The 19,398-nt window shown below is 69.1% G+C and carries 19 protein-coding genes; 10 read left to right on the top strand and 9 right to left on the bottom strand.

The features are described from left to right. Window positions 1-32 precede the first annotated feature (32 nt). Window positions 33-1,544 carry an amino acid permease gene (locus tag G6N61_RS25740; RefSeq protein ID WP_163922990.1) on the top strand — a complete coding sequence of 504 codons (1,512 nt, stop codon included), beginning with the start codon at window positions 33-35 and terminating at the stop codon, window positions 1,542-1,544. Here the strand turns inward: G6N61_RS25740 and rsmA are convergent. From rsmA to G6N61_RS25725, 3 genes are all read right to left on the bottom strand, one after another. Then, window positions 1,541-2,491, bottom strand: coding sequence for a 16S rRNA (adenine(1518)-N(6)/adenine(1519)-N(6))-dimethyltransferase RsmA (rsmA, locus tag G6N61_RS25735; RefSeq protein ID WP_163925111.1), 951 nt, complete (start codon window positions 2,489-2,491; stop codon window positions 1,541-1,543). The genes G6N61_RS25740 and rsmA overlap by 4 nt on opposite strands. Then, window positions 2,488-3,615, bottom strand: coding sequence for a resuscitation-promoting factor (locus G6N61_RS25730; protein WP_163922987.1), 1,128 nt, complete (start codon window positions 3,613-3,615; stop codon window positions 2,488-2,490). The genes rsmA and G6N61_RS25730 overlap by 4 nt, the downstream gene beginning before the upstream one ends. A gap of 102 nt (window positions 3,616-3,717) precedes the next feature. Next, window positions 3,718-4,587, bottom strand: coding sequence for a TatD family hydrolase (locus G6N61_RS25725; RefSeq protein ID WP_163922983.1), 870 nt, complete (start codon window positions 4,585-4,587; stop codon window positions 3,718-3,720). A gap of 25 nt (window positions 4,588-4,612) precedes the next feature. Here G6N61_RS25725 and metG point away from each other — a divergent pair, with 25 nt between their 5' ends. The 4 genes from metG (at window position 4,613) to G6N61_RS25705 (ending at window position 9,635) form a co-directional block, all read left to right on the top strand. After that, complete coding sequence (metG, locus tag G6N61_RS25720) at window positions 4,613-6,196, top strand: methionine--tRNA ligase (RefSeq protein ID WP_163922980.1); 1,584 nt, start codon at window positions 4,613-4,615, stop codon at window positions 6,194-6,196. A 101-nt stretch (window positions 6,197-6,297) separates the two neighbouring features. Next, window positions 6,298-7,482 (top strand): NAD(P)/FAD-dependent oxidoreductase, encoded by a 1,185-nt coding sequence (locus tag G6N61_RS25715; protein WP_163922977.1) that lies wholly within the window; start codon window positions 6,298-6,300, stop codon window positions 7,480-7,482. Beyond that, the gene (locus tag G6N61_RS25710; protein ID WP_163922974.1) at window positions 7,479-8,369 is read left to right on the top strand and encodes an RNA polymerase sigma-70 factor; all 891 of its coding nucleotides are present in this window, start codon (window positions 7,479-7,481) and stop codon (window positions 8,367-8,369) included. The genes G6N61_RS25715 and G6N61_RS25710 overlap by 4 nt, the downstream gene beginning before the upstream one ends. Before the next feature lie 12 nt (window positions 8,370-8,381). After that, window positions 8,382-9,635, top strand: coding sequence for an aminodeoxychorismate synthase component I (locus G6N61_RS25705; protein ID WP_163922971.1), 1,254 nt, complete (start codon window positions 8,382-8,384; stop codon window positions 9,633-9,635). Here G6N61_RS25705 and rsmI read toward each other — a convergent pair. Continuing rightward, a complete protein-coding gene (gene rsmI / locus G6N61_RS25700; protein WP_163922968.1) occupies window positions 9,591-10,427 on the bottom strand; it encodes a 16S rRNA (cytidine(1402)-2'-O)-methyltransferase in 837 nt (278 codons plus the stop codon). The two genes, G6N61_RS25705 and rsmI, sit on opposite strands and share 45 nt — an antisense overlap. Before the next feature lie 24 nt (window positions 10,428-10,451). Here rsmI and G6N61_RS25695 point away from each other — a divergent pair, with 24 nt between their 5' ends. Together G6N61_RS25695 and G6N61_RS25690 are read left to right on the top strand one after the other, a co-directional pair. Next, window positions 10,452-11,981, top strand: a complete 1,530-nt coding sequence (locus G6N61_RS25695; protein ID WP_407666312.1) for a dolichyl-phosphate-mannose--protein mannosyltransferase — start codon at window positions 10,452-10,454, stop codon at window positions 11,979-11,981. A 125-nt stretch (window positions 11,982-12,106) separates the two neighbouring features. Beyond that, a complete protein-coding gene (locus tag G6N61_RS25690) occupies window positions 12,107-12,970 on the top strand; it encodes a type IV toxin-antitoxin system AbiEi family antitoxin (protein ID WP_163922965.1) in 864 nt (287 codons plus the stop codon). Window positions 12,971-13,011: 41 nt separating this feature from the next. On the opposite strand, the gene arcA is transcribed toward G6N61_RS25690, so the two are convergent. Beyond that, on the bottom strand, window positions 13,012-14,247 hold the full coding sequence (arcA, locus tag G6N61_RS25685) for an arginine deiminase (protein ID WP_276078140.1): 1,236 nt from the start codon (window positions 14,245-14,247) through the stop codon (window positions 13,012-13,014). Between the two features lie 39 nt (window positions 14,248-14,286). Between arcA and soxR the strand changes: the two genes are divergently transcribed. Together soxR and G6N61_RS25675 are read left to right on the top strand one after the other, a co-directional pair. Beyond that, a complete protein-coding gene (gene soxR, locus G6N61_RS25680; protein WP_163922959.1) occupies window positions 14,287-14,718 on the top strand; it encodes a redox-sensitive transcriptional activator SoxR in 432 nt (143 codons plus the stop codon). A gap of 45 nt (window positions 14,719-14,763) precedes the next feature. After that, a complete protein-coding gene (locus tag G6N61_RS25675; protein ID WP_163925108.1) occupies window positions 14,764-15,354 on the top strand; it encodes an alpha-ketoglutarate-dependent dioxygenase AlkB in 591 nt (196 codons plus the stop codon). Here the strand turns inward: G6N61_RS25675 and G6N61_RS25670 are convergent. Both G6N61_RS25670 and G6N61_RS25665 read right to left on the bottom strand, forming a co-directional pair. Further along, window positions 15,351-16,025, bottom strand: a complete 675-nt coding sequence (locus tag G6N61_RS25670) for a DUF5642 family protein (RefSeq protein WP_179973524.1) — start codon at window positions 16,023-16,025, stop codon at window positions 15,351-15,353. The genes G6N61_RS25675 and G6N61_RS25670 overlap by 4 nt on opposite strands. A gap of 10 nt (window positions 16,026-16,035) precedes the next feature. Next, complete coding sequence (locus tag G6N61_RS25665) at window positions 16,036-16,791, bottom strand: DUF5642 family protein (protein WP_235887306.1); 756 nt, start codon at window positions 16,789-16,791, stop codon at window positions 16,036-16,038. A 31-nt stretch (window positions 16,792-16,822) separates the two neighbouring features. Here G6N61_RS25665 and G6N61_RS25660 point away from each other — a divergent pair, with 31 nt between their 5' ends. Then, window positions 16,823-17,524 carry an envelope biogenesis lipoprotein LpqN gene (locus tag G6N61_RS25660; protein WP_163922956.1) on the top strand — a complete coding sequence of 234 codons (702 nt, stop codon included), beginning with the start codon at window positions 16,823-16,825 and terminating at the stop codon, window positions 17,522-17,524. Between the two features lie 4 nt (window positions 17,525-17,528). Here the strand turns inward: G6N61_RS25660 and G6N61_RS25655 are convergent, their stop codons facing one another. Then, window positions 17,529-18,377: a shikimate 5-dehydrogenase gene (locus G6N61_RS25655; protein WP_163922953.1), complete on the bottom strand. Its 849-nt coding sequence runs from the start codon at window positions 18,375-18,377 to the stop codon at window positions 17,529-17,531. Continuing rightward, entirely contained in the window at window positions 18,377-19,375 is a 999-nt protein-coding gene (locus G6N61_RS25650) for an acetyltransferase Pat (protein WP_163922950.1), read from the bottom strand. Before G6N61_RS25650 ends, G6N61_RS25655 begins: the two co-directional genes overlap by 1 nt. Window positions 19,376-19,398: the final 23 nt, after the last annotated feature.

Below are 19,398 nucleotides of genomic sequence, written 5' to 3'. Positions count from 1 at the left end.
CGGGCCGCTCGCACCGGTCTAGCGTTTGCTCAATGGCTGCACCCACCGAGTACGACAACTCTGCACTCGCACACGAAGAAGAGGGCTACGAAAAGGGCCTCAAGCCAAGGCAATTGCAGATGATCGCGATCGGCGGCGCGATCGGAACGGGCCTGTTCATGGGCGCGGGCGGGCGGCTCGCCAGCGCCGGACCCGGCCTGTTCATCGTGTACGCGATCTGCGGGGTCTTCGTCTTCTTCATCCTGCGTGCCCTCGGCGAACTGGTGCTGCACCGGCCCTCTTCGGGATCGTTCGTGTCGTACGCGCGCGAATTCCTCGGCGAGAAGGCGGCTTACGTCGCGGGCTGGATGTACTTCTTCAACTGGGCGTGCACCTCGATCGTCGACGTGACGGCGATCGCGCTCTACATGCACTACTGGGGCGCCTTCGAGGCGATACCGCAGTGGACGATCGCCCTGATCGCGCTCGTCATCGTGCTGGCCGTCAACATGATATCGGTCAAGTGGTTCGGCGAGATGGAGTTCTGGGCGGCGCTGATCAAGGTCGTCGCGCTGGTCACGTTCCTGATCGTCGGGATCATCTTCCTGGCCGGACGCTTCACGGTCGAGGGTGCGGCGACCGGCCCGTCGGTGATCGCCGACAACGGCGGCATCCTGCCCAACGGCGTGCTGGCGCTCGTCGTCATCACCTCGGGCGTGATCTTTGCCTATGCCGCAGTCGAATTGGTGGGCACCGCGGCCGGCGAGACGGAGAACCCTGCCAAGGTGATGCCCAAGGCCATCAACTCGGTGATCTTCCGCATCGCCGTGTTCTACGTGGGTTCACTGGTCCTGCTGGCATTGCTGCTGCCCTACACCGCCTACGTGCAGGGCACGAGCCCGTTCGTCACCTTCTTCTCGAAGATCGGCGTCCCCGCTGCCGGCGACATCATGAACTTCGTCGTGCTGACCGCGGCACTGTCGAGCCTCAACGCCGGCCTCTACTCGACCGGCCGCATCCTGCGCTCGATGTCGATGAACGGCAGCGCCCCGCAGTTCACGTCCAAGATGTCCAAGCGGGGCGTGCCGTGGGCAGGCATCGCGTTGACGGCCTGCTTCACGGTGGTCGGCGTCTTCCTCAACCTGGTCGTCCCGGCCGAGGCCTTCAACATCGCGTTGGACCTCTCGGCACTCGGCATCATCGCCTCCTGGGCGACGATCGTCATCTGCCAGATCCAGATGTACCGCTGGTCGAAGAAGGGCATCTTGGAGCGCCCGTCGTTCCGGCTGTTCGGCACGCCGTACACGAGCTACGCGACGTTGGCCTTCCTTGGCGGGGTGACGCTGCTGATGTGCATCGAGAACTACTGGAACGCGATCGCGCTGCTCGTCATCGTTCCTGCGCTCGTCGGCGGGTGGTACGCGGTGCGCGGCAGAGTGCTCAGCGTCGCCCAGGAACGCGTCGGGTACACCGGCAACTACCCGGTGGTCGCGGAGACCCCGCTGCAAGCCGAACTCATCGCCAAGGACAACCGGCACCCCGCGGAGCCGAAGGAGTCCGACTAGCTCGAGTCGGTGGTGCGGACCGCGTCCGCGTCGTCCTGCCGCTTCGCCTTGGGTTGCCACCCCGAGCGCTGCAGCAGCCGCACGAAGTCGGCGATCGCGAGCGTCTCGCCGCGACGAGCCGGATCGATGCTCGCCGACAGCAGCCGCTCGGCCGACTCGTTGCCCGAGCCCGCCCACTCGGCGAAGGCGTTGCGGGAGGTCTTGCGACGTTGGGCGAACGCGATGTCGATGAGCTTGAAGACCTCGTCGCGGAACTCCGCGTCGGTGGGCCACGGCGGGGCACTGTCCGCAGGCGTCTCGTAGCGGTCGATGCGCACCAGCCCCGAGTAGACCCGCGGGATCGGCCAGAACACCGTCGGCGACACCATGCCGTAGCGGCGGACGTTGCCGTAGAAGCGGACCTTCGCACTTGGCACGCCGTAGTCCTTGCCGCCTGGTTCGGCGGCGAGCCGCTCGGCGACCTCGGCCTGCACCATCACCATCACGGTGCGGATGGTCGGGAACTCCGCGAGCAGGTGCAGGATCGCCGGAACCGCCACGTTGTAGGGCAGATTGGCCACCACCGCAGTGGGCTGATCCCGGAAGTCGGGCATCGCCTCGATGTCGGCCTGGGTCAGCGTCAGGATGTCGTGGTGCAGCACGTTGAGCCGACCCGCCTCGCTGTGCGAATGCTCCCCAACGGTCTTGGGCAGGCGCTCGCACAACACCGGATCGATCTCGACGGCGGTGACCCGCGAGCCGCGATCGAGCAGGGCAAGGGTCAGCGATCCCAGACCCGGGCCGACCTCGAGCACGTGATCGTGCCGGTTGACCCCGGAGGCAGTAGCGATCCTGCGAACGGTGTTCGCATCGTGGACGAAGTTCTGACCAAGCGATTTCCGCGGCCGGAAGTCCAGTTCCTTCGCCAAGTGTCGTATCTCGGTGCGACCGAGGAGCCTGATGGTCAGCGCACTCCCAACCTTCCACTACACGTAGGCCAGGCACCCCATCCTTGGCGCGCCCGTGTTACCTCAGCAATCGCGATCTGTTCTTCCCTCGTTGCCAGATCGGCTCGCTGAGCATACCTCAGACCACCGTTGCGTTCCCATGTGTTTTGGTCAAATTGGACGCCACCGTAAAATCCGTTGCCGGTGTTGATCGCCCAATTACCTCCGGCTTCACACTGGGAAAGCGAGTCCCAGGTTGCGCCCATCGACACCGGCGGCACCTCGGTACCGGGCTTGGCACCCACCCGCAGGACGGCGTCGCGGGCCGGTTCGACTACGACATTGGCTACTGGCAACCTGCCCGTTTCGACCCCGTTCGTCGTGGCGATGGCAAACGTGACGTCTTGCGTGCCGGGTGTCCCTGGGTCCTCCACGACCTGGCGGCTCATGTTCATCGTGACGTCCGGGATGGTGTGGCTGGCAGGCTTCAGCGGCATCCGCTGGGTCACCTTCTCGGTCCGCACCCGGGTCACGCGGATCTGCATTCCGTCCGTGACCGGTGACGACGCAGCGGGAGTCACCGCATCGCTCTGCTGCAGCGGAACGCCTGCGGCCTCGAGCAGACCGGCCACGTTGGCAGCCGCCAGACGCACCGTGCGGACCACGCCCGCGTCGTCGAGCTGAACCGTCCGCGGCGTCACGACGGGCAGTGACATGCCCTTTAGCGGCACGCGGGTGGCGCGCGACGCCGCTGCAGGCGCGGTGTCGGTCATGGCGAGCTGGGCCAGCGCGCCCTGGACCGTCGACGCGGTGGTCCACACCTCACGGCTGTCGCGGCCGTCCATCGAGATCTGCAGCGGCCTGCTCCGACTCAGCACGATGGTGTCCGACTGATGCACGTCCTCGTCGGCTGCCGGGAACAGATCGTCGCGGTCACCGACCTCGAACCCGTTCTCCTCGACCACGTCGATCACCCGCGTCTTCATGGTCGAGACCGTCATCGTCGAACCGTCGACCGTGAGTTGCACAGTCTTGTGCGAGGCGACGGCCGAGCCACCGGCAAAGGCCAGCGCGGCCAACAGCAGGGCGACGCAGAGTCGCAACATCGGCGAGCGGGTCTCGTGCAATCTGTGCAAGACGTTCAAGAGGTCAATCCCAAAGAGGTATGGCCGGCGCGTGGACAGGACTCAAACCGGCGGTTTCATCACAGGACGGTAACGAAATGCCCAGGTAGGGGCAACTTGGGCTCACCGACGCAGCCCGTAGGCCCCCGCGGCTGTGTCCGACGTCTCGCGGGCCAGCTCGGTCGCCGGGCGGTCGAGCACGTCGGCCAAGGCCCGGACCGTGTAGGGCAGACAGTACGACTCGTTGGGTGCACCGCGGTACGGATGCGGGGTGAGGAACGGGGCGTCGGTCTCGACGAGGAGTTGCCCGGGCGGGATCAGCCGCGCGGCGTCCCGCAGCGCGGCGGCGTTCTTGAAGCTGACCGTGCCCGACAGGCTCAGCAGCCAGCCGGCGTCGACGCACACCCGCGCCATCTCGGGACCCGAGGAGAAGCAGTGGAAGATCACGGCGTCGGGAGCACCCTCGGCGCGCAGCACGTCGAGCACCTCGGCGTCGGCGTCCCGGTTGTGGATCATCAGCGGCTTGCCGGTCCGCTTGGCCAGGTCGATGTGCCACGCGAACGCGTCGCGCTGCTCCGCGGGGTCGGCACAGCCCTCCAGGCGGCCAGGCCAGAACATGTCCATGCCGGTCTCCCCGATCGCTACGGCCCGGGGGTGGGCGGCCAACCGCTCGATCTCTGCCCGCGCCCCGTCGTCGAGCGCGTTCGCACGGGTGGGATGCAGCGCGACGGCGGCGTACACCCGCTCGTCCCACTCGGCGGCAGCGACGACCCAGCGGGCCGACTCCAGGTCGTCGGCGATGGTCACGACGGCCTCGACACCGACCGAGGCGGCACGGTCGAGGATCGCGCGCACGTCGTCGGCGTCCCGGGCCCCGCAGGCGTCGAGGTGGGTGTGCGCATCGACCAGCGGGGCCAGCGGTTCGGGCAGTGGAGGGGCCGGCCGTTCGCGCCGCGACGATCCGGTCGCCTCGTTATCGGATGTTCCGGACACGCCCTAGACAATAAGGTGAAGCGCGATGAGCACCCCTGATCGATCCCACGGCGCCGGCAGACCCTTCTACGTGACCACTGCCATCGCCTACCCGAATGGCGTGCCGCACGTCGGCCACGCCTACGAGTACGTCTCGACCGATGCGATCGCCCGATTCAAGCGACTCGACGGGTTCGACGTCCGGTTCCTCACCGGCACCGACGAGCACGGGCTGAAGATGGCCCAGACCGCGGCCGCCGAGGGCATCCCGACCGCGGACCTGGCGCGGCGCAACTCCGACGTGTTCCAGCGGCTGCAGGAGGGCCTCGGCGTCACGTTCGACCGCTTCATCCGGACCACCGACGCCGACCACGTCGAGGCGTCGGTCGCGATCTGGAACAGGATGAGCGACGCCGGTGACATCTACCTCGACTCGTACTCCGGGTGGTACTCGGTGCGTGACGAACGCTTCTTCACCGAGGACGAGACCGAGGTCGTCGCCGACGGCTCGCGCATCGCCACCGAGACCGGTACGCCCGTCACGTGGACCGAGGAGCAGACCTACTTCTTCCGGCTGTCGGCCTACACCGAGCGGTTGCTCGCGCACTACGAGGCACACCCGGAGTTCATCGGACCCGACGTCCGGCGCAACGAGATCGTCAGCTTCGTCTCCGGCGGACTGCGCGACCTGTCGATCTCGCGCACGACGTTCGACTGGGGCGTCAAGGTGCCCGACCACCCCGACCACGTCATGTACGTCTGGGTCGACGCACTGACCAATTACCTGACCGGCGTGGGCTTTCCGGACACCGAGTCGGAGTCCTACCGTCGCTACTGGCCTGCCGATCTGCACATGATCGGCAAGGACATCATCCGGTTCCACACCGTGTACTGGCCTGCCTTCCTGATGTCGGCGGGGCTCGAACTGCCGCGCCGGGTGTTCGCGCACGGCTTCCTGTTCAACCGCGGCGAGAAGATGAGCAAGTCGGTGGGCAACGTCGTCGACCCCGTCGCCCTCGTCGACGCGTTCGGGCTCGACCAGGTTCGCTTCTTCCTGCTGCGCGAGGTGCCGTTCGGTCAGGACGGCAGCTACAGCGAGGACGGCATCGTCAGCCGTATCAACACCGACCTCGCCAACGAACTGGGCAACCTGGCGCAACGGTCGCTGTCGATGGTGAACAAGAACCTCGGCGCGGCCGTGCCCGATCCGGGACCGCTGAGCGCCGAGGACGCCGAGATGCTCGCCGCAGCCGATGCCCTGCTTCCCACGGTCCGCGCGCACTTCGACGAGCAGGCCATGCACCTTGCACTCGAGGCGATCTGGTCGGTGCTCGGCGCCGCCAACCGGTACTTCTCCGCCCAAGAGCCATGGGTGCTGCGCAAGTCGGAGGCCGCCGAGGATCAGCAGCGGTTCGGCGCAGTGCTCTACACGACGCTGGAGACCGTCCGCATCGCCGCGCTGCTCGTCCAGCCGGTGATGCCGGAGTCGTCGGCAAAGCTGCTGACGCTGCTCGGACAGAACGAGGACGCCAGGACGTTCGCGTCGATCGGCACGCGGTTGGCACCGGGCACGGCACTGCCGAAACCCGAGGGTGTGTTCCCCCGCTACGTCGTCGAGGAGGCTTCGTAGTGAGCTGTGCCACATTCGCCGTCTAGGTGTCACACTTCGACGGTCACGGGTGTCTTGAGGTCAGACCGGCAGCGCAGCCGGAACGACCCTGAGGAGTAGTCATGACCACGAGCAAGCAGACCAACGTCGTGGTGATCGGCGGCGGATACGCGGGCGTCATCGCGGCCAATCACCTGCGGACCAACCCGGACGTTGCGGTCACGCTGATCAACCCTCGCCCGGTGTTCGTCGAGCGAATCCGGCTGCACCAGTTGGTGACGGGCTCCGACGATGCAATCGTCGACTACGCCGACGTGCTGGGCGCCGACGTCCGGCTGGTCGTCGACTCGGCCGTCCGGGTCGACGCCCCCGCGCGCACCGTCGCGCTCGCGTCCGGTGACACCGTCGCCTACGACTACCTGATCTACGCCGTCGGCAGCACCGGCGCTGCGCCGACCGTGCCCGGCGCCGCCGAATTCGCCTATGCTGTCTCCGAATTCGAGCACGGTGAGCCGCTGCGCGCCGCGGTGGCAGGCACCCGGCGGGGCGAGCCCGTCGCCGTGGTGGGCGCGGGCCCGACCGGCATCGAGATGGCCACCGAGTTAGCCGAAGAGGGCCATGCGGTGACGCTGCTGTGCGGTGGCGTGCTCGGGCCGTACCTGAGCAACCCGGGCCGCAGGTCGGTCGCGAAGGTGATGCGGCGCCTCGACGTCACGGTGGTCGATGGGCCAGGCTCGAAGGTCACCGAGGTGCGCGAGGGCTCGGTGGTGCTGTCCGACGGGCGCGAACTGCGCAGTGCCGTGACGATCTGGACCGCGGGCTTCGGGGTGCCGGACCTGGCCCGGCGCAGCGGCCTGACCACCGACGGGCTCGGCCGGTTGCTCACCGACGAGACGCTCACCAGCGTCGACGATCCGTTCATCGTCGCCGCAGGCGATGCGTCCGCGCCGTCGGGCGCTCCGCTGCGGATGAGCTGCCAGGCCGCGCTGCCCCTCGGCGCGCAGGCCGCCAACACGGTGCTGAGCCGGATCGCGGGAATCGAACCGGCGGTGATCAATCAGGCGTTCACGGGTCAGTGCATCAGCCTCGGGCGCAACGCGGCCACCATTCAGTTGGCTCGCCCCGACGATCGGGTGATGCCGCTCTACATCGGTGGCCGCGCTGCCGCCACGGTCAAGGAAGCGGTGTGCAAGGGCACGATCTCGTTCCTGGCCAAGGAGGCACGCAAGCCGGGCTCGTACTTCTGGCTCAAGGGCGGCAAGCGTGCGCAGCGGCTGGCGGAGGCCGACACCGCGTCGGTCCGATGAGCGAGGAGCACGCCGAACGGTTCACTCGGCTGCGGCCGCTGCTGTTCACGATCGCCTACGAGATCCTGGGCGCCGCAACCGAAGCCGAGGACGTGCTGCAGGACGGGTACCTGCGCTGGGCCGAGGTGGACCTCGACACCGTCGAGGACACCAAGGCCTACCTCGCCCGGCTCGTCACCCGTCAGGCCCTCAACGCACTGCGCGCGCAGTCCCGCAGGCGCGAGGAGTACGTCGGACCGTGGCTGCCCGAGCCCGTGCTGGTCGATGCAGGCGATGCGTCGTCGGACGTGGTACTCGCCGAGTCGGTCTCGATGGCGATGATGGTCGTGCTGGAGACGCTGAGCCCCGATGAACGTGCGGTGTTCGTGCTGCGCGAGGTGTTCGGCTTCGACCATGGCGAGATCGCCAAGGCCATCGGGAAGTCGCCTGCGGCGGTACGCCAAATCTCCCACCGGGCACGCGAACACGTTCAGGCCAGACGCCGACGGTTCGAGCCGGTCGACCCCGCGACGTCGTCGGAGATCACCGCGCAGTTCTTCGCCACCGCCGCGACCGGGGACGTCAACGGGCTGATCGGCATGCTCGCACCGGACGTGGTGTGGACCGCCGACAGCGACGGAAAGGTCAGCGCCGCACGGCGTCCGGTGTCCGGAGCCGACAGCGTCGCCCGGCTCATCGTCGGCCTCATCCGGCTCGGCGGGCCCGACGGTCGCGCCGAACCCGCGTTCTACAACGGGGCACCCGCGCTCGTGCTGTACACCGGCGACAAGCTGGAGGGCGTGGTGTCGGTCGAGATCGTCGACGGCAAGATCGCCAACTTCTACGCGATGCGCAACCCAGAGAAGCTGGCGGGCGTGACGGTCTCCCGCGCGATCGGGCGGGTCTGACAAGCTGAGGCGGTGCACGTCGAGCCGTTGAGTGCCGGGAACGCCCCGGCAGTGCTGCGCGCACTCGCAACGGCGACCACACGGCTCCGTCTGCCGCCGCCTGCCGCGCTGACCGGCGACTGGTTCGCCTCGCGCGCGGTGATCGTGCCCAGCGTCGCGGTGCTGCCGGTGGATTCGGCCGACGTGTTCGACGTCGCGCCGGGGGCGGGTGACGGCACCGTCGGCGGCGGGTGGATCGGCTACCTGTCCTACCCCGACGCCGGTGCCGACGCAGCGGACGGCCGCATCCCCCGTGCTGCGGGCGGCTGGACGGATTGCGTACTGCGCCAGGACCTCGACGGCCAGTGGTGGTACGAAAGCCTGCTCGGCACAGGGCCGCCCGCCTGGATCACCGACGCCCTGGCAGCGCGGGCGCCGGTCGAACCCCACCACGTCGACTGGCGGGCACCCGATCGCGCGACGCACCGCCGCGGCGTGCTGGCCTGCCTGGAGGCCATCCGCGCCGGCGAGGTGTACCAGGCGTGCGTGTGCACCCAGTTCACCGGCAGGCTCGACGGATCGCCGGTCGACCTGTTCGTCGACGCCGTCGCCCGCACCGCACCCGCCCGGGCGGCGTTCCTGTCCGGCGAGTGGGGTGCGGTGGCGTCGCTGTCGCCCGAGCTGTTCCTGTCCCGGCACGGCGAAGTCGTCACCTCGAGCCCCATCAAGGGCACCCTGCCGCTGGACCAACCGCCGTCGGCGCTGCGGCAGTCGGCCAAGGACGTCGCGGAGAACGTGATGATCGTGGACCTGGTGCGCAACGATCTGGGCCGGGTGGCGATCACCGGATCAGTGACGGTGCCAGAACTACTCAGCGTCCGTCGCGCACCGGGAGTGTGGCATCTGGTGTCGACGGTCGAGGCGCGCGTCGACGCCGACCTGCCGATGGCCGCGCTGCTGGACGCGACGTTCCCACCGGCGTCGGTCACCGGGACGCCGAAGGAGCGGGCGCGGGAACTGCTGCGGACCTGGGAGCCCGCGACGCGCGGAATCTACTGCGGGACGGTCGGATTCGCCTCGCCGGTGGCGGGATGCGAACTCAACGTCGCGATCCGGACCGTCGAGTTCGACGCCGACGGGTCGGCAGTGCTCGGTGTGGGGGGCGGCATCACCGCCGACTCGAATCCGGACGACGAGTGGGACGAATGCCTGCACAAGGCGGCACCGGTGGTCGGCAGGACGCTAGCCGCGGGCCCGCAGCACGGCGTCGTACAGCTCGCGCCGTGACGGCGCACCCGGCGTGGCCTCGACCACCTCGGCGCACGCGTCCTTGACCCGCATGCCGTCGTCCACCCTGGCCTGGACCAGGGTCACCAGGGTGTCGACGTCGGCCCGCGGTTGGGCGCCGGCGAGCACGACGGTGATCTCGCCAAGCACGCCCTCGGCCGCCCACTCGGCGAGGTCGCCCAGCGTTCCGCGCTTGACCTCCTCGTGGGTCTTGGTGAGTTCGCGGCAGACGACTGCGCGGCGATCGGCGCCCAGCACGTCGGCGGCGTCGCGCAGGCACTCCGCCAGACGGCGGGGTGACTCGAAGAACACGCACGTCCGCTGCTCGTTGGTCAGGGCCTTGAACCACGTGAGGCGGGCGGCATGCTTGCGCGGGGCGAAGCCGTCGAAGCAGAACCGGTCCGACGGCAGACCGGACACCGCCAGCGCCGTCGTCACCGCCGACGGGCCGGGCAGGCAACTCACCGTCAGCCCGGCCGCGGCGCAGGCGGCCACCAGCCGGTAGCCGGGGTCGCTGATCAGTGGCATGCCCGCGTCGCTGACGACGAGCACCGTCGCTCCCCCGGCCACGTCGTCGACGAGGCCCTGCACCCGCCCCGCCTCGTTCTGGTCGAAGAAGCTGACGATGCGGCCGGCCGGCTTCACCTCCAGCGACTGGGCGAGCACCCTGATGCGGCGGGTGTCCTCCGCGGCGATGACGTCGGCGGTGGCCAGCGCCTCGATCAGGCGCGCCGAAGCGTCGCCGACCTGCCCCAACGGTGTTGCTGCGAGCAGCAGGCGGCCTCCGGTCACAGGCAACAGCCTACGATCGCATGCGTGACCGCCCCGCCCGCCGAGCGCACAGTGCCGGTGATCAGCCCGGCGCCGCTGATGCCTACGCCCGACTTCGGGCCGCTCGACCGGATGCAGGGCTGGATCATGACCGCGGTCATCACCGCGCTCGCTGCGATCACGCGCTTCATCAACCTCCGCTCGCCCACCGACGCGGGCACGCCGATCTTCGACGAGAAGCACTACGCGCCGCAGGCCTTCCAGATCCTGGGCAACCACGGCGTCGAGGACAACCCCGGCTACGGCCTCGTGGTGCACCCGCCGGTGGGCAAGCAGCTGATGGCGATCGGCGAGGCGATCTTCGGCTACAACGGGCTCGGCTGGCGGTTCAGCGGCGCCGTGTGCGGCGTGATCATCGTGCTGCTGGTGGCGCGCATCGTCCGTCGGATCACGCGGTCGACGCTGATCGGCGGCATCGCCGGGCTGCTGATCATCGCCGACGGCGTCAGCTTCGTGACCGCGCGCACGGCGCTGCTCGACGTGTTCCTGGTGACGTTCGTGGTCGCGGCGTTCGGGGCGCTGATCGTCGACCGGGACCAAATGCGCGAGCGGATGCACGTCGCGCTGCTCGAGGGCCGGATCGGCGAGACGGCATTCGGCCCGCGGCTCGGCGTGCGCTGGTGGCGGTTCGGCGCGGGCGTGCTGCTCGGGCTCGCCTTCGCGACCAAGTGGTCGGGCCTGTACTTCATCCTCTTCTTCGGGCTGATGACGCTGGCGTTCGACGTCGCCGCGCGTCGGCAGTACCGGGTGCCGCGGCCGTGGGTGGGGACGCTGCGTCGCGACCTCGGCCCGACGGCGTACGCGATGGGCCTCATCCCGGTGCTGGTGTACCTGGCGGCGTATGCGCCGTGGTTCGCCTCCGAGACCGGGGTGTACCGCCACGAGGAGGGCCGCACCATCGGCGACGATGGTCTGCTGCCCAACGCCATTCGCTCGCTCTGGCACTACATGTATTCGGTGTTCACGTTCCACTCGGAGCTGACGAATGCCGCGGGCAACCACCACCCGTGGGAGTCGAAGCCGTGGACGTGGCCGATGTCGCTGCGGCCGGTGCTGTACGCGATCGACCAGCAGGACGTGGGCGGCTGCGGCGCGCAATCCTGCGTGAAGGCCGTCATGCTCGTCGGCACTCCGGCGATGTGGTTCCTCGCCGTGCCGGTGCTGGGCTGGGCGCTGTGGCGCGCGGTCGTCAAGCGCGACTGGCGCTACGGCGTGGTCCTGACCGGTTACTTCGCGGGCTACCTGCCGTGGTTCGCCGACATCGACCGGCAGATGTACTTCTTCTACGCCGCGCCGATGGCCCCGTTCCTGGTGATGGCGATCGCGCTGATCCTCGGCGACGTGCTGTACGCGCCTCGCCAGAATCGCGAACGCCGAACGCTGGGCCTGCTCGCGGTGTGCTTCTACGTCGCGCTGGTCATCACGAACTTCGCGTGGCTGTTCCCCATCCTCACCGGCCTGCCGATCTCCCAGGCGACCTGGAACATGCAGATCTGGCTGCCGTCCTGGCGCTAGGTGTTGAGTGTTGAGTTCTCGCGAGGTCTACACCAGCGTCGTGCCTTGGGAGTTATCCACAACCGTGGGGTAGACGTCGCGAAACTCGGCGGGTTCTGTCGGGTGCGGCCACCAGCATCCGGTCCATGGAACGAGCATTCGTCGGCAGTGAACTACTCGACGGCGGCCTCACGCCGGGCCAATTGCGGTGGCGGTACAGAGCCGTCCACCCACGCATCTACGTCCCGCGTGACGCCGCGTCGTCGATCCAACTGGACGCGTACGCCGCCTGGCTGTGGACCGACCGTCGCGGCATCGTGTCCGGGCGCGCGGCCGCCGCACTGCATGGGGCGCAGTGGGTGATCCCCGGTACGCCGATCGAGATGATCGCCCCGCAGGGTCGCCCTCGAGCAGGGGTGCTGATCCGCAACCAGCGCATCGACTGGGACGAGGTGTGCATGCTCGACGACGTATCGGTCACCACGCCCACGCGGACGGCGCTCGATCTCGCCAGGCACTTCGCGCGCGACACAGCCGTGCGGTACCTCGATGCGCTGGCGGCGGCGACCGGCATCACGGCCGAGGACGTGGCACCGCTTGTCGAGCGCTATCGCGGCGCCAGGGGGATGAAGCGCGCTCGCATCGCGCTGGACCTCATGGACGGCGGGGCGCAGTCGCCGAAGGAGACGTGGCTACGTCTGCTCGCAGTCGACGCCGGATACCCGCGGCCTCGGACCCAGATCCGCGTACACGACGGCAACAGCGAGGCGTTCCTCGACATGGGCTGGGACGAACCCATGATCGGCCTGGACTACGACGGAGAGCAGCATCAAACCGACCGTCAGCGCTTCGTGCACGACATCGGACGCAACGCGGTGGTCGAGCGCCAGGGCTGGCTCGACATTCACGTCGTCAAGGAACACAGCAGGGGCTTCATCCTGCAGCGCATTCGGGAGGCTGCCGAGCGCCGGCGGTGGTTTCCGCTCGCGAGATCTACACCAGCGTCGTGATCAGCGGTCGATCGACGACAGTGGTGTAGATCTCGCGAGGACTACAGCGGGTCGCGAGCCACCGGGCACGACATGCACCTCGGGCCGCCGCGGCCGGTGCCCAGCTCGGAGGCGGAGATCGGCAGCACCTCGATGCCCGAATCCGCCAGCCGCGCATTGGTTTCGGCGTTGCGCTCATAGGCGACGACGACGCCGGGCGCCAGTGCCAGGGTGTTGTTGCCGTCGTCCCACTGCTCACGCTCGGCTGTCACGGGATCGAGGCCGGTGTCGATGACGCGCAGCTTCCCGATCCCCATCGCATCGGCTGCCGCCTTCACGAACGGGGCCGCGCCGTCGATCTTCACCCCGCTGCCGGTGCGGTGGATCGTGAACGCCGACAACGAGTCGACGATGTTCGGGTACATCACGACGGCGTCGTGGTCGACCATGGTGCACACCGTGTCGAGGTGCATCTGCGCCCGCTCCTGGGCGATCGGCACAGCCAGCACGGTGTGCGCGAGGTCGTCGTCGAACAGGCTGCGCGCCAATGCTTCCGCTCCGGCGGGCGTGGTGCGCTCCCCCACACCGACGGCCACCACGCCAGGCGCCAGCAGCAGCACGTCGCCACCCTCGACCGGAGCCGAGCGCGACTCGTACGCCCGCCGCACGCCCAGGAATCGCGGGTGGTGCGCATAGATCAGGTCGGTCAGCGATGTCTCGCGCACCCGGGCGGGCAGCGCCAGCGACGTGATGGCCACCCGCGCCCCGATCCAGAACGACGAGTCCCTGGTGAACAGCAGATTCGGCAGCGGGTCGATCACGAAGTCGCCGCCGTGGTGCATGCGGCGGACCAGCGACAGCTCGATCTCGTCGAACGGCAGCTCGTTGAACGTCATGCCCGCCATCAGCACGTGGGCCAGCGCTCCGGCGTCCAGCGTGCGCAGGTACACCGAGAGTTCCTGTGCCAGCGGCAGTCCGAGCCTGCGGGCGTCGACCGCGGCCGAGATGCCGTGCATCCGCGCCGCGCCACTGGCAAGTGCCTCGGTGAGCAGGTCGGCGACCAGCAGCACCTCGACGCCGCGGGAGCGCAGCAGGTCGGCGAACGCATCGTGCTCCTGCTGCGCGCGCGCCACCCACGGCAATCCGTCGAAGAGCAACTTGTCGTTGTTGCGCGGCGTGAGGCGCTGCAGTTCGGCGCCGGGCCTGTGCAGGATCACCACCCGGAGCGTGCCGACCTCGGAATCCGCTCCCAGCAGCGTCTCAGTCACGTCTAGCACCGTACGCGCAGGGCACTGCATCGTCCCTTCAACGCGACCACCTCAACTATCGTTGAGGTCATGGAGACGCTCGAACTGAGCCCTGGCGAGCTGTCGCGGCGCAGCGGGGTGGCGGTGTCGGCACTGCACTTCTACGAACGTGAAGGCCTCATCGTCAGCAGGCGGACTACGGGCAACCAGCGCCGGTACGCCCGCGAGACGATCCGTCGAGTCGCGTTCATCCGGATGTCGCAGCGCCTGGGCATCCCGCTGGCCCGCATCCGGGAGGCGCTGTCCACGCTGCCCACCGACCGAGTGCCAACCAGCAAGGACTGGGCGCGCCTGTCGGCCGGGTGGCGAGAAGACCTCGACGAGCGGATCCTGCACCTGCAGCGGTTGCGCGACAACCTCTCCGGCTGCATCGGCTGTGGTTGCCTCAGCCTAAAGGCGTGCTCGCTGGCCAACCCGGGTGACGTCCTGGCCCAGCGGGGGCCGGGCGCTGCGAACCTATGACATCGAACGCCTGTGCGATAGGATCACGGCGTGGCTGGAAGCGCGATGCCGGTTCAGACCTCGCTGTTCGATTGCACCGAACGGCGAGATCTCGGTGACGGCGCCTGGATCGACGTCCGGGCCGGTTGGCTGACCGGCCACGACGAGTGGTTCGGCGAACTGCTCGAGGCGATCCCGTGGCGGGCCGAGCGCAGGCAGATGTACGACCGCGTGCTCGACGTGCCCCGCCTCGTCAGCTTCCACGACCTGCTGGCCGGTCCCGCTCCGCACCCTGCGCTCGCCAAGCTTCGCGTCCGGCTCAACGACATCTACGCCCGCGAACTCGGCGAGCCGTTCACCACCGCCGGCCTCTGCCTGTACCGCGACGAGTCGGACAGCGTCGCCTGGCATGGCGACGACATCGGCCGCAGCCGCTCCGAGGACACGATGGTGGCGATCGTGAGTCTCGGCGCGACAAGGGCTTTCGCCATGCGTCCCCGCGCCGGTGGCCGCTCGCTGCGCCTACCCCAGGCGCACGGCGACCTGCTCGTCATGGGCGGGTCGTGCCAGCGCACCTGGGAGCACGCGGTGCCCAAGACCACCAAGCCGACGGGCCCGCGGATCAGCATCCAGTTCCGGGCCCGCGACGTCCGCTAGGCCCCGCGGACGTCCTCGACCGCGGCGACCACCAGGTCGCGGGCACGCTTGGTGTCCACCGGTACGACGGGCTGATTCGGCACGACGAGAGGGTTCGCGGTAACGATCACCAGGAACGACCCGAAGGTCGCGACGTAGTTGTACAACTCGCCGGAGGCCGGCTTGCCGTTCACCACGGTCTGCACGACGCGGTGAGTGCCCGTGGTCCGCACGCCGTCGATGGCAGGCGCCTCGGCCACTTCGACGAGGCCGCGGGCGCCCGTTCCGGCGAACGCCACCTTCTGACAATCCGGGCCGGGCTCGGGCAGCGGCACCGCCTCGGACGTCTCGACGGCGATCGCGATGAACCGGTTGCCAGCGCCCTCCGCGGTGACGGCGGCCATGTTGCCCTTCAACCCCGGCGGCACCTGCAGGCCGGTCGCGAACTTCCCGCACGCGGGTGGGTCGAACCTGATGCCCGGCGGAAGTGCCTGCGGCGCAAGCAGACGCGGGTCGACACCGGTGGGGTCGACGGTGGACACCTTGAACTCCTGGCCGAACGCCGACTTCAGGTCGAGCACCTTCGCGATGTCGCCCCCTGCGTCGTCACCGGATGAGGCCGACCCGCCGGAACACGCGGCGCATGCGGCCAGCAGGAGGGCGGACAGAAGCACGAGCGGGGTCCGAGACATCGGCGCCAATCTACCCGCCGGCGGGTGCAGCACCCCGCAACGCCGACACGGTACTGCTCAGCAGCGTCGCGCCGAAGTCGGCGGGCAGGCCCGGCTCCGCCGACCCCGGGTCGGTCACGACCGTGACGTAGGCGACGTGACCGGGCAGGTAGGCAGTGAAGGTGTCTGCGTGCGAGCGCGTTTCGGTGCTGCCCTCGACCACGGTGACGGTCTCGGCGCGCAGTGTCAGCGTCCGTGCGTCGGCGATGGGCGGCGCGTCCACCATCGACACCGTTCCCGAGGTGTGTCCGGCCAGCACGGTGAACTCGCCGCACTCGGCACGCGCGACGTCGTCGAGCCCCACCGGCGCCGCCGCCGCTGCGACGACGTAGACGATGGCCCCCGGACCCGAGGCGGACCAGCCCCGCACCGATACGGGGTCCACCGGCGGATCGGCCAGCACGCCGCATGCCGGCGGCTCGGCCGTCCATTGCGCACCGAGTCCCCACATCGCCACCGGCGCCACGCGTCCCGTCACGTCGGCCACCTCGAACCCCGCGGGCAGCGCCGTGCGCGTCCGACCCACCTTCGCGGGGTCGATCACCGTGTTCACCGCCGGAGGCGCCGCTGACGGCCCGGACGAGGAGGGAGGCGGTGCCGGCTCGGATTCGCCACACGCCGCGCACAGGGCCAGCACCAGGGCGACCGCGAAGATGCGCACGCCGCCTTGATACCACGGCTGCGTCGTCATTCCCGAGCGCTTCGGCACCTCCGTCCGTAGGCTCATGCTGCTTGCCCACGACAGGAGATCCACGAGAATGAACACGCCCACGAAGGCCGCAGGCACCGTCGTCGCCGCCGTCGCGTTGGCCCTGGCCCTCGCCGGGTGCGGGTCCGACTCCGAGACGCAGGCGACGTCGTCGTCGTCGGAGAGCAGCAGTGCGTCGAGCAGCAGCTCCGAGAGCAGCGCGCCCCAGACCAGTGCAGCGCCCGCGGGCAAGCGCGAGACGATCGCCGACTACATCAAGGCGAACGGCATCACCGAGACACCGGTCAAGAAGGGCCAGCCGGACACGCCGACGGTCGACCTGCCCGTGCCGGCCGGTTGGCAGGATGCGGGGCCCAGGACCCCGCAATTCGCTTACTCGGCAATGGTGTTCACCGGCGACCCAGCGATGGCGGCCGATCCGCCTACGATCGTGGCGCTGATGTCGAAGCTGACCGGAAACGTCGATCCGGCGAAGATCGCCGAGTACGCCCCGGGCGAGCTGCAGAACCTCCCAGGGTTCCAGGGTGGCGATGCCCAGAAGGACGAGTTGGGCGGTTTCGAGGCGTATCAGGTGGGCGGCAGCTACCTCCGTGACGGCGTGAAGCGGATGATCGCCCAGAAGACGGTCATCATCCCGAAGGGCCCCGACCTGTTCGTGCTGCAGGTCAACGCCGACGGTCTCGAGGATCAGATGGGACCGCTGATGGACGCCACCGCCACCCTCGACGAGAAGACGGTCATCACCCCCTAGCCGGTCAGGCCCGGGAGATCTCCGATGCCTCGGCGACCTGCTCGTCGGTGGGCCGCACCCCGGTGTAGCGCTCGAACTGCTCGGCGGCCTGCAGGGCGATCACCTCGGCGCCGGTGACGACGGCGGTGCCTGCGTCCCGCGCCGCCTTGATCAGAGACGTCTCCGACGGCAGGGCCACCACGTCGAACACCGTGTCCGCGGCGGCGATGGTCGCCGGGTCGAATGCGCACTCCGACGCCTCGGCGCCGCCCGCCATCCCGATCGGCGTGACGTTGACGATCACCGATGCAGTGCGATCGCCCACCTCGGGGGCGTACTCGTAGCCAAGGCGATCGGCCAGCGCTCCACCGGTGTCGACGTTGCGGGCGACGATGACGCCCGAGGTGAAGCCGCTGTCGCGGAAGGCCGCACCGACGGCGTTGGCCATTCCGCCGCTCCCCCGGATCAGCACCGTGCCCTCGGGGTCGAGGCGATGCGTCGCGATGAGCCGTTGCACCGCAAGGTAATCGGTGTTGGAGGCGGTCAGATGGCCGCCCGGGACCGACACGTCGTTGACGATGGTGTTGACCGAGTGGATGGCCCGGGCCGAGGGCTCGACCTCGTCGACCAGGGCGAGGACGTCTTCCTTGAACGGCATCGACACCGAACAGCCGCGGATGCCCAGCGCACGCACGCCGCCGATCGCCGCGGCGATGTCGGTGGTGGTGAACGCCTTGTAGACGAAGTCGAGGCCCAGCACGTCGTAGAGATGGTTGTGGAAACGGGTGCCGATGTTGCTCGGTCTCGCGGCCAGCGAGATGCACAACAGGGTGTCCTTGTTCAGCGGTGGTCGTCGGCCGGCCGACTGCGTCATCAGCCCAGCGCCCGCATGACTTGGCGTGCGAGCGAATGGATCCCGCGGTACTGCGACGGGGTGAGCGACGTCTCGGAGAGTGTGGGCACGTCTATCACCGTAGTCACCACCCCGAGGTCGTCGCGATGCCAGCGCGCGCCGTATCGGTCGAGGATGGCGCGCATCGCGTAGTTGTCGGCCAGCACGCGCGCGGTGAACTGCTGAACGCCATCACCGTGTGCGGCGACCGCCAGGGCGTCCATCAGGAACGACCCGATCCCGCGGCCCTGGTAGTCGTCGCCGACGATGAAGGCGACCTCCGCTACGCCGGGTTGACCCTCCTCGCGCACGAACCGGGCGTCCGCGACGACCGGACCGGCGGCGCCGTCGGTCAACACCCACACGAAGTGGTCGACGTAGTCCACCTCGAAGAGGTAGCTCATCAGCCGCGGAGTCGGCGTGCGGGTGGATTGGAAGCGCCGGTACAGCGTCTCGCTGGAGAACTGCACCGGACCATGCACGAGTCGTTCGTTGTCGCCGGGCAGGACGGGCCGCAGGAACAGCACGGTGCCGTCGCGCATCGTCACCGGAATCGGCGCCACGTAGGCTGCGAGCCGCTGCCGGGCGGTCCGGACGAGGGAGTCCATCATCGCGGGCGCTTCGAGCATCGTGGCGAACGCCTCGCGGCCCCCGATCCACCCGGTGAGGCCTTCGACGGCAGTCACGGTCGCCGTACGCGGGGTGTCTCGCAGCAACGCGATCTCGCCGACGATCAGACCGGGTCCGACGGTCGCCACGCTGGAGTCGCCGTCGATGTTCGCGTGCGATACCTCGGCGTGCCCGGAGCGGATCAGGAGAAAGGAGACGGCCTGCTCGCCCTGGCGCATCAGCACCTGTCCGGGCGCGGCGCTCAACGGACGAAGCCGGGCTGCCAGCGGCCTCAGGGTTTCGGTGGGACAACCAGCGAAGAACGCCAGTTCAGCCAGCTCGTCGACGCTGACGGCATCGGTTCCCGTCACGCCCCGAGGCTACGGGTTCGGCG

The sequence above is a fragment of the Mycolicibacterium arabiense genome (genome assembly GCF_010731815.2).
Classification (GTDB): Bacteria; Actinomycetota; Actinomycetes; order Mycobacteriales; family Mycobacteriaceae; genus Mycobacterium; species Mycobacterium arabiense.
Note: the sequence above shows the minus strand (reverse complement) of the source record. Positions and strands in the feature narration are given on the sequence as shown.